This is a genomic window from uncultured Microbacterium sp. (assembly GCF_963521695.1).
Lineage (GTDB): Bacteria > Actinomycetota > Actinomycetes > Actinomycetales > Microbacteriaceae > Microbacterium.
The window spans coordinates 1-10,275 of sequence record NZ_CAUQWC010000117.1 but is presented as its reverse complement, the minus strand read 5'-3'; the positions used below and the strand labels follow the sequence as shown (position 1 = coordinate 10,275).

Sequence of the window (10,275 nt, the reverse complement as noted above, 5' to 3'; positions counted from 1 at the left end):
GTGCGCGAGGCGGTGGCCGCAGGTGCGCGGTCGCGCGGATCCTGGATGCGCAAGACCACGGCATCCGGTGACCCGGAGGGGGTCCCGCGCGCGCCGGGGCCGGGTACACGGCATCCGGATGCCGAGATCCCGCACCGCCGGGGTGCGTGTCCGGTCTCGTCGGCCTCGACGCCGAAACGCCCCGGGTCACCCGTGAAGGATGCCCGGGGCGTTCCCGGTGGTTGCCCCGGGCGGCTGAGCATCGCGCATCAGCCGCCCGGTGACGATTCAGCCGCAGCTGCGGGCGTCGTACCCCGCCTTCTGCGTGGCGGTCGCCGTCGTACCGTCGACCTGGCCGGCCGCGGTGATCGACACCTCGCCCGCGGCGATCTGCGCTTGACGGGTCGTGAACGCCTGGCTGACGCTCTTGCCCGGTGCGAGGCTCGCGATGCTCTTCTTGCCGAACGCGGTGGTCAGCTCGATCGACACCGGCACGGCGCTGGTGTTCTTCATCGTGGCGGTGAGGGTCACCTTGCCCGCGATGCACCGTGTCGCGGCCGAGAGCTCGGTCGTGATCACGGGGGCGGCGGCGGCCCGCACGATCTGCACGCGGTACGTCTTCGCCGTCGTGTGGTCCTGCGCCAGCGAGCGCAGCGTCACCGTCGTCGGCGCGCCGTCGGCGGCCAGGGTGACCGTGCGCTTCTGCGTGTCGTCGATGAGGATGTCACCGAGGTAGACCAGGCCGCTGGGGGTGGCCGGGTCGGCGTCGAACGTCGCCGTCGTCGCGTCGCGCGGAACCGTGACGGTGTAGTCGTAGGTTCCGTCGGTCAGCTTCGGGCTGATGGTGCCGCCGTCGAAGGTCAGCGCGTTCAGGTCGGCGTCGGTGGCGTACGTGGTCGTCGTGGTCGTGTAGACCCCGAAGACACCGCCGACGTTGCTGGTGGTGCCGGTGCCCTGGAAGCGCACGGTGATGATGGGGATCTTGTTCCCCGTCTCGTCGAGCACGTAGGCGCCGGACTGGTCGCGCTTGTAGCGGTCCTTCGCGGCGATGTCGGCCAGTGCCGAGGCGGGGATCTCGTCGTACTGGATGTAGAACGAGTTCGCCCCGTTGGCGTTGGTGAGGCGCTCGGTCTTCAGTTTGACGTCGTTGATGTAGACGTCGAACGTCCGGCCGTTGTCGCCACCGAAGTACCGCACACCGAGGTAGTTCTTCGGAGCGGACGGGTCGACGGCCATGTCGTACTGGAAGAACGCCTCGGGCGACCGCTCGCCGTCGCGGTACTGCTGTCCGAGGTGGGTGCCGACCGACGATCGGTTGAACTTGTAGTTCTTTCCGGCCTCGCTGTTGTTGTTGTCGAACGAGGTGAGGGAGTCCGTCGTCATCTCGTCGATGCGGAGCTTCTCCTTGTCGCTCTTGATCAGCGCCTGCGCGGCGGCGGAATCCGGCTGGATGAGGTTCATGTACAGCGCGTACCGGGCGTTGTACATGCTGTAGTACGGCTCGAAGGTCAGTGCCGCGGAGGCGGCGTCGACGTTCTGCAGCGTGAACTTCATGACGGTCCGACCGTTGTTGTCCGCGGCGTTGGCCTGACGCACGAGGTTCTTCTCGATGTCCTTCTTGAAGGCCTCGACGTCGTTGACGCGGACGCTGTTGGTGACCGACTTGTCGGCGACGCTCATGCGGACGAGGATGCCGGCGGGCGAGGTCGCCTCGACGTTGCTGCGGTTGAGTTCAGCCGAGAGCACGACGGGGCCGTAGCGGAATGCCACCCAGTTCGGGTCCTCGGTGCCCGCTTCGACGGTCACCTTGGCGGGGAGCTTGTACGAGATCGTGTCGCCGGCGGACACCGGAACGACCACGTACCCCTTGTCGGTGGCGGCGGCGACGTCGCGCGTCTGGCCGTTCACCGTGAGGGTGGGGTTCGGCGACCACGACGGAACCCGCAGGCGCAGGGTGGTCCCCGCGGCCAGCGCACCGCCGTCGGCCGCTGCGACCGCGAAGGTGACGGTGTCGGTGTTCGGCACGTCGGCGGTCTGGGTCAGCTTCAGGTTGTGCTGCACCGAGGTGAACTCGGTCGAGCGGAACATGTTGACGTAGATCGACGAACCCTTGCGGAAGTAGATCGAGTCACCGAGCTTGGTGAAGCTCTCGGTGGCCGTGCCGTGGTCGCACCAGAACTCGTCTTCCTTCTTGCCGAAGACCTTGGCGTACCCGGCCGTCTGCGGCTGGAAGTACGTCATCATGCCCGTCTCGGGGTTCTGCGAGGCGAGGATCGTGTTGATGTAGGTGTTCTCGTAGTAGTCGGCGTACTTCACGTCGGGGCTCACACGGAACAGCGCGTGCGTGAGCTTGAGCATGTTGTACTCGTTGCAGCCCTCGACGGTCGACTGCTCGCCGTAGCCGCTGGTGATGCCGTTGGTGGCGAACTCGTGCAGCGTGCCGGGCTCCTGGAAGTGCTCCGAGTAGCTGTTACCGCCGCCGATGTAGGAGTGGTCGTTCACGACCATCTGCCAGAAGTTCTGGGCGGCCTGACGGTACATGTCGAGGTCCGACTTCTCCGTCGCGGTCAGACGCGCGTACAGGGTGGGGTTGTCGGTGAAGACCGTGTAGCGCTTGAGGGCGCCGATGAGCTTGGGCACGGTGGTGTTGGCATGCTTGCCGGCCAGGACGTCCTGGTTGGCGGCGAGCTGACGGAACAGCGAGACCTCGTCGAAGAGCTCGGCGGCCTTCTTGTGCTGGTCGTTCTCGGTGATGCTGTACAGCTCGTACAGGGCCTCGTTCATGCCGCCGTACTCGGTGCTCAGCAGCGCGCTCGGGTTGGCCTGACGGGAGCCCCAGACGCTGAGCCAGGAGCCGAAGCCGCTGGCGACGGACAGTGCCTTGTCGGCGACCTCCTTGGGTGCGTACTGGTTCGCGTCGAGCAGACCGGCGAGCACCTTGTGCAGGTTGTAGAACGGCACGATCAGACCGTCGCTGCCGTGCGGCAGGTACGACGCGGGGAACGGAGCGACGTAACCGGCGTTGGAGGGGTCCTTCTGGGCGTATGCGGCCTGAGCGGCGGCGAGCCCGTCGACCGCGGTGGTGAGCTTGGCGAGCAGCTGTGCCTTGCGGCCGGCGTCGGTCTCGGTCGAGTATGCCTGCGACAGCGCCGACATGAAGTGACCGAAGAAGTGACCCTGGAAGCGCGCACCGGTGGTGCGCTCCCATCCGCCGTAGGGCTGAACCGTGGTGGGGATGCCGGCCAGCTGGTCGAACGAGTAGAGGAACCGCTTCGGGTCGAGCGTGAGCAGCCAGTCCACCATCTTGGTGTTGCTGTTCTGCAGGTAGGGGTCGTTGATCAGCACCTCGTTGAGGTCTGTGTCGTCGACGTAGATCGACGTGGACGCGCCCTGGGGTGCCACCTCGACGGTGAAGGTCTTGGTGCGCGGGGCGCTGCCGGCGTAGGTCGCGGTCGCTGTCAGTGTGACGGTGGCCGCCGCGTCCTTGGGGCGCGTGACGGTGGCCTGACCGCCGTTGATCGAGATGACACCGGGAGCGGAGGACGCCCACGTGAACGCGGTGCCGTTCGAGGCGGTCGTGGTCAGACCGAAGTTCGCGGAGGCGCTACCGGGAACGCTCAGCTGCTCGAGCGCGCGTCCGGCGACGTCGGCCGGGTCGAAGGCCGGGTTGTTCGCCTTCGTCAGGGCGACGACATCCGACGCCGACGCAACGCTGTTGTAGAGCGCGTAGTCGTCGAGCGCACCACGGACGTAGGCGCCGTTGTACTGCGGGCCGTTGAAGCCGATCGACTTGGTCGTGGTGGTGTCGGAGGTCAGTGCGCCGGTGGCGGCGCCGCCCGTCGCGGACGCGACCGAGGAAACCTGCTGCTCGCCGTTGCGGTAGAAGGTGACGGCCTTGGTGGCCTGGTCGTAGGTGACCGCGACGTGCGTCCACTGCCCGGCCGGGAAGAACGTGTCGCGCGGTCCGTTCACCGTGACCTTGTAGGGCTGACCGCCACCGGGGCCGATCGAGAGGGCGAGGGGGGTGTTGGCGTTCTCGGCGGTGAGATACCAGCCCGCGGAGTTGTAGACGCTCTTGTTCCAGGTGAACACCTGCTCGCCGGTGCCCATCGACCCGTCGGGCTTGAACCAGAACGACAGGGTCAGGTTCTCGGGCTGCAGGGCGGCGCTGGTGCCGAGGCTGACCGCGTCGGTACCGCGCAGGCTCAGCGCACGATCGTGGATGCCGTCGACGTAGGCGGCCTGTCCGCGCAGCATCGACGTGCCGATGTTGTTGGGGCCCGCGTCTGCGAGGGAATCATCGAAGCGGAGGTCGAGGACCTTGGCGGAGTCCAGCGTGGTTGCGGCTGTGGCGGCTGTGGGGGCGATCACCGCCAATCCACTGGCGATCATCATCGCGGTCGCGCTGAGCGCCACCGTCTTTCGGATTCGGGACATCGGTGTTCCTCTCTGCGGCTCTGCAGAAGTTCGGTGGTGCGATCTCAGGACTGTCGGACTCGAGAGAAGGGGCGTTCGTCGGGAGCCTTCCGTGAGTGCCGACGGCTTCATGTTAGTGCTAACAAACGCGAATGGCCAGCGTATTATCCAAGGCTCATCGTGGCCCTGTTCACGACCGCGCTGTGTTCACGTCAACACGATCGTGGGTCCCGCCGCCGTCGCGATGCGCGTGACGGCCGACCGCCCCTCACGCCGGGTGCGACGGGTCCGCGTCGTTTTGCGGCTATCGGGAGACGTACGGGGCGGTGATGCTGCGTGTCGATGTCGTGTCGCCCGCGCGGGTCGACAACGTCACCGTCGCCTCACCCGCCGGAGGGACCGACTGACGCGTGTTCATGGTGGCCGTCACCTTCTTGCCCGGGGCGACCGAGGTGAAGGTCTTCTTCCCGTAGAGGGTTGCGATCTCCATGTCGACGGCGACGGTGGATCGGTTCGTGACGGAGACGATCACGTGCGTCGACCCGCCGATCTTCCGCGTCGAGGCGACGGCGTCGGCCTCGAGGGCCGGCGTCGTGACCGGCGCGCACACGCGCTCGACGGTCACGTCGGCGCGGTCGGTTCCGGATGCCACGGGGGACCACGAGACCGTCGTGCCGTCGGTGAGGGTGACGGCCTCGTCCGCCCGGACGAGCTGAGCCCAGTCGCTGGAGTCGCCGGGGCGCTCGAGCACGGTGGCCCCGAACGGCACCTCCGGGTCGGTGCGCAGGATCTGCAGTCCGGACGACCCCGGCGTGAACGCCCATCCGCTGACGTGCAGGGGGGCGTACTTCGCGCTCGCGTTCCCGTCGCGGTAGTCGACCCAGTAGCGCACGCCGGGCTCGACCGCGCTCTCCCACGAGATCGCACCACGATCGCGCGCTCCGGCCGCGACCGAGGCGACGGTGGCGGTCGCGGCCGTGTCGCACCGCGGGACGAGCCGGGTCGGCAGCATGCCGAGGCGATCGAGCGACGGGCTCGAGAACGGCGTGAGGGTCCAGCTGCCGCCCATGTTGTCGAGTCGGTTGCCGTACTCCTGGCGGTCGCAGTCTGCGGGGGTGCGGCCGTCCACCGCACGGAAGTCCCAGGTGTCCGCGCACGCCGTCGAGAAGGCGTGGGCCTGCGACATGTTGTGGCCCCACTCGTGCGCCAGTGTCGACGCGTCGGGACCGGGCTGGAACGTGCGGCCACCGGCATCCACCGACCAGCCCTGCTCGCCGTTGGCCCAGCCCGGGCACGGGTCGCCGTACGGCACCATCACCGTCAGGTGACGCCCGTTGCCGCGCTCCCAGCCGAGTTGCTGCGCGGCGAAGTCCTGCCAGACGCTCTCCCACGAGCACGGTGCGTCGTTCGGCGCCGCCATCCACTCGGTGACCTGCTCGATCTCGACCGTCAGCGCGCCGTCGGTCTCGCGCGAGAGGAATTCGGCAGCGGCGTTCGCCGAGGCCACCGCGTCGTCGCGGGAGAAGTTCGGTTGCGTCCCCGGGGGAGCGACCAGCGCGATCGTCACGCGTGCCGTGTGCGGCTGGACGTCGCGCGTGACGACGTCGAACCCGGCGGGCGCGTCCGCGATCTCCGCCACCGCGGGCGGTGCGATGAGAAGACCGGCCAGAACGAGGAGCGAGCCCGCGATCGCGGATCCGTGCAGCAGTCTTCGCATCTTCGCCTCCATCGGCGGGCCGGGTCGGTGTGATGTTATCGCTCACAAACTGCGCGCCGCAAGCGCGGCGAGCGATCGCCGCTCCGACGCGGCCCGCGGATGCGCCGTCGACGCGCCTCCGGGGCGGAATGCGCCATCGGGGCCGTCTCCGGGCCACGCGGGACGCCCGGCGAGCCGCTCCACGCGGGCGGCCGCCGGCGGAAGGGTGGGAGGATGCCGACGCCACCCGCTCTCCCGCGTGCGGCATCCCGCTCGCGGCGGCCGGGGTGGAATGAATCATACGTATTCATGAAACACGATCGTTACCCGACCACTTGCGCACTTAGGCTTCCCTAAACGCTGTGCATACGTATACGGTTTGGCCATGTCATCCACAAGAAAGCGCGCTATCGCCTTCGTCGCCATGGCGACCCTGGGTGCACTCGCCCTCTCGGGATGCGGCGCGGGTAGCCGCACGGGAAACGAGAATGCCACCGAGGTCGCCTGCGACTACACAGCACCCGAATCCGCGACCACGGTCAACGTGCTCGCCTACAACTCCTCCGCCATCGACCCGTTCACGGACACGATGGTCTCCAGCTGCACGAAGGACGACGTCACGGTCAAGCACGACCCGATCGACTTCGGCGGCCAGGTGACCAAGACGACCGCGACCCTCTCGGGCGAGACGGGCAGCTACGACATCGTCGAGACGTACGGCTTCGTCATCCCGAGCCTCGCCGTCGACGAGAAGCTCGTGCCCCTCGACGACCTGTTCGCCGAGTACGCCGACAAGTACGACCTCGACGCCATCAGCGAGTCGATGCGCCAGGGCATGTCGTACGACGGCAAGCTCTACGCGCTGCCGATGCAGGCGCAGATGTTCGTGATGGCCTACCGCACCGACGTGTTCGAGGAGCTGGGGCTCGAGGTGCCGCAGACGTTCGACGACATGATCGCCGCCGCCGAGGCGATCAAGGCGTCGGGCAAGATGCAGTACCCCATCGCCCTCCCGTGGCTGGCCACCGCCGACGTCGTGACGAGCTTCCAGGCGGTCATGAACTCGCTGGGCGCCGACTTCGTCACCGCCGACGGAGAGGTCACGCTCGACACCCCGGAGGCGAAGGAAGCCCTGCAGGCCATGCAGAGCCTGCAGCCCTACATGGATCCCCAGGTCACCACCTTCGACCAGCCGAAGGTGCAGCAGCAGATGTACAACGACACCGCGGCCATGTCGATCATGTTCTCCGGCCGCATGAGCGACCTGACGAACGCCGAGAACAGCAAGCTGTCCGACTCGTTCGGCTTCGCGGCACCGCCGAAGGTCTCGACGTCGGCGCCGTACCTGTACGACCGGCTCTCGATCGACGGGTGGTCCATCCCGTTCAACACCAAGCTCGACCACAAGATGCTGTTCGAGATGATGGCCTCCGCCGTCAGCGAGGACGCATCGACGGCGTCGGTCCCGGCGGCCTACCCCGCCCGCGAGGGAATGGTCACCCCCGAGAACTCGCCCTACGGTCAGGCGGCCAACGACTCCATCGCGGGTGCGATGCCGCCGGTGGTCTCGCCCGTCCTCGCGCCGATCAGCAACGAGATCACGCCGATCGTCGCGCAGTTCCTGGCCGGCGGCCTGTCGGTCGACGAGGCGGCCACGCAGATGCAGGCAGCGGGGGAGAAGATCGCGGGCTGACCCCCGCGATCACCTCCCCACCAATGGTGACGTGGTGAGTCCCGACCCGGTCGACGACGACCGGGTCGGGATGCACCGAGAGGAGACGTTTCGTGAAAGCACGTGAATTCTGGGTGCTGTTCGCCCCCAGCCTGGCCATCATGAGCGCCCTTCTGGTGTTCCCCCTCCTGCGCACCGTGCAATGGAGCCTCGAGAACGTGCGGTACGGCGTTCCGGGCACCTTCGTCGGTCTCGCGAACTTCACCGACGCCCTGAGCGACCCCCGTTTCCATCGGGCGGTGGTGTTCACCGTGGTCGTGACGGTCGTCACCACGGTCATCCTGCTCGTCTTCGGCTACTTGATCGCCATCGCGGTCAACACGCTGCGGCTGTCGCGGCCGCTGGTGCTCGGCATCATGCTGGTGTCGTACGTGCTGCCCAACCTGGTCGGAGCGGTCGCGTTCTCGTGGCTGTTCGACGACAACTTCGGCGGCGTGGTCAACAGGTTGATCGGGCTCCTCGGCGGCACCCAGGTGCTCTGGTTCACCGATCAGGTACCGAATGCCCTGCTCGTCATCCTCAACACCGTCTGGCAGATGCTGCCGTTCGCGATGCTCATCATCCTCGCCGGGCTCCAGGGCGTCCCCGTCGAGTTGCGCGAAGCCGCCCGCATCGACGGCGCGAACGCCTTCCAGACGCATCTGAGCGTCATCATCCCCACCATCCGCGGCGTGCTGGGCTTCGTCTGCCTCATCACGATCATGGACGTGCTGCGCATCTTCGACGCCCTCATCCCGCTGTCGCCACAGGCGGAGACGATCGGCAACGAGTCGATCATGCTGTACGTCTACGCCGTCGCCTTCGCCAACGGCGCGCAGGAACTCGGTCTCGGCAGCGCGATCAACGTCCTGACCATCCTGCTCATCCTGGTCATGCTCATCCCCTTCATCCGGGGCATCTTCAAGGAAGCGAAGGCCGCCCGATGACCCTCAGCAGCGAGACGCTCTCCACCCGCGCCATCACCACCGGCGACATCGAGGGCAAGAGCCGCCGCCCTCGACCGCGGCGCCGCATCGTGGGCGTGACGGGCCTGCTCCTCGGCATCCTGTGCTTCCTCATGCTGAGCCCGTTCGTCTGGATGATGCTGTCGGTGACGAAACCGACGGACGTCGCCTTCGCCAACCCGCCGGTCCTCTCGGGCTACGAGCCGACGCTGAAGGCTTTCGTCGACCTGTGGGAGACGACGTACTTCGCCGACTACCTGGTCAACACGCTGGCCGTCGCGGTCATCTCCACGTTGCTCGCTCTCATCATCGGCATCCCCGCCGCCTATGCGCTCTCGCGCTTCCCGAGTTACATCTCCGCGCTCCTGCTCGTGCTCGCCCTGATCTTCCGCGCTCTGCCGCGGTTCGCCGTGGTGCTGCCGATGTACGACATCAGCCGCGCGCTCGGCATCTACGACACCCAGTTCGCCCTGGCCATCGCGCTGGTGGCGATCAATCAACCGTTCACGATCTGGCTGCTGCGCAACTTCTTCGCCGAGATCCCCCGCGAGCTCGACGAGGCGGCCATGATCGACGGCTGCACGCGCATCGGCATGCTGCGGCGCGTCATGATCCCGCTCATGGGGCCCGGCATCCTCACCGCCGGCATCTTCGTCTTCCTGTTCGCGTTCCAGGAGTACCTCACCGCGCTGGTGCTCACCGACACGTCGTCGAAGACCGTGCCGGTGTTCATCGCGACCCAGCTGGGTCAGACGCTGCCGATGCTCCAGCAGGCGGGGGCGGCGTCGATGCTTCTCACGATCCCGGTCGTGCTCATCGCCTTCATCGCCCAGAAGTACCTCGTCGCAGGGCTCAGCGACGGCGCCGTCAAGGGATGAGCGTGCCCGCCGTGCCGCTCGTCCTGCTGGCGGGGATGAACTGCACGCCCGATCTGTGGACGGGATGCGGGCTCGACGATGCACTCACTCCCGCGGTAGATGCCGACGCCCTCGACGCCCAGGTCGATCGACTGCTGCGGGACCTGCCGCGCACCTTCGTGATCGGCGGTCTGTCGCTCGGCGCGATCGTGGCGATGGCGGTGACCGTGCGCGCGCCGGAGCGGGTGCGCGGCCTCTGCGTCACGGCGACGAATGCGAAGGCCCCCACGCCGGCGCAGCGCATGGGATGGGCGGGCTGGCTCGATCGTCTATCGGCGGGCGAGACGCCGGCCGACCTTCAGGCCGGCATCCTGCCCGCGCTCCTTTCCGAACGCGTGCGTGCGACCCGGCCCGATCTGGTGGAGCGCACGCTGCGCATGGCGGAGCAGACCCCGGATGCCGTGCTGGCGGCGCAACTGCACCTGCAGGCCACGCGCGTCGACCTGTTGCCGGGGCTCGGTGCGGTGCAGGTCCCGTCGCTCGTGATCGCCGGCCGGGACGACGCGCTGTGTCCGCCGGGCTTCCACGACGAGATCGCGCGGGCGCTCGCGGGGTCGCGGCGCGAGCAGCTCGACGCGGGCCACCTCGTGC

7 protein-coding genes are annotated in these 10,275 nt (G+C 67.8%); 4 read left to right on the top strand and 3 right to left on the bottom strand.

All coding sequences use genetic code 11. From position 1 onward, the window contains the following. The 3 genes from RWP81_RS09940 to RWP81_RS09930 form a co-directional block, all read right to left on the bottom strand. The coding region (locus RWP81_RS09940; protein WP_314455576.1) for a hypothetical protein at positions 1-242 on the bottom strand (242 nt) is incomplete at its 3' end. Between the two features lie 25 nt (positions 243-267). Continuing rightward, positions 268-4,416 carry a beta-L-arabinofuranosidase domain-containing protein gene (locus RWP81_RS09935; protein WP_314455573.1) on the bottom strand — a complete coding sequence of 1,383 codons (4,149 nt, stop codon included), beginning with the start codon at positions 4,414-4,416 and terminating at the stop codon, positions 268-270. A 283-nt stretch (positions 4,417-4,699) separates the two neighbouring features. After that, positions 4,700-6,112 (bottom strand): hypothetical protein, encoded by a 1,413-nt coding sequence (locus RWP81_RS09930; RefSeq protein ID WP_314455569.1) that lies wholly within the window; start codon positions 6,110-6,112, stop codon positions 4,700-4,702. 364 nt (positions 6,113-6,476) lie between these two features. On the opposite strand from RWP81_RS09930, the gene RWP81_RS09925 reads away from it, so the two are divergent. The 4 genes from RWP81_RS09925 to RWP81_RS09910 form a co-directional block, all read left to right on the top strand. Beyond that, entirely contained in the window at positions 6,477-7,784 is a 1,308-nt protein-coding gene (locus RWP81_RS09925; RefSeq protein WP_314455565.1) for an extracellular solute-binding protein, read from the top strand. Positions 7,785-7,876: 92 nt separating this feature from the next. Further along, the gene (locus tag RWP81_RS09920; RefSeq protein WP_314455562.1) at positions 7,877-8,749 is read left to right on the top strand and encodes a sugar ABC transporter permease; all 873 of its coding nucleotides are present in this window, start codon (positions 7,877-7,879) and stop codon (positions 8,747-8,749) included. Further along, on the top strand, positions 8,746-9,645 hold the full coding sequence (locus tag RWP81_RS09915; protein WP_314455558.1) for a carbohydrate ABC transporter permease: 900 nt from the start codon (positions 8,746-8,748) through the stop codon (positions 9,643-9,645). The genes RWP81_RS09920 and RWP81_RS09915 overlap by 4 nt, the downstream gene beginning before the upstream one ends. A gap of 2 nt (positions 9,646-9,647) precedes the next feature. Then, positions 9,648-10,275: alpha/beta hydrolase (locus tag RWP81_RS09910; RefSeq protein WP_314455555.1), on the top strand; the 628-nt coding region annotated here is incomplete at its 3' end.

Bases quoted from the DNA above. Each gene is read 5' to 3' on its own strand.
- RWP81_RS09935 (WP_314455573.1), bottom strand. From the start codon at position 4,416: ATGTCCCGAATCCGAAAGACGGTGGCGCTCAGCGCGACCGCGATGATG.
- RWP81_RS09930 (WP_314455569.1), bottom strand. From the start codon at position 6,112: ATGCGAAGACTGCTGCACGGATCCGCGATCGCGGGCTCGCTCCTCGTT.
- RWP81_RS09925 (WP_314455565.1), top strand. From the start codon at position 6,477: ATGTCATCCACAAGAAAGCGCGCTATCGCCTTCGTCGCCATGGCGACC.
- RWP81_RS09915 (WP_314455558.1), top strand. From the start codon at position 8,746: ATGACCCTCAGCAGCGAGACGCTCTCCACCCGCGCCATCACCACCGGC.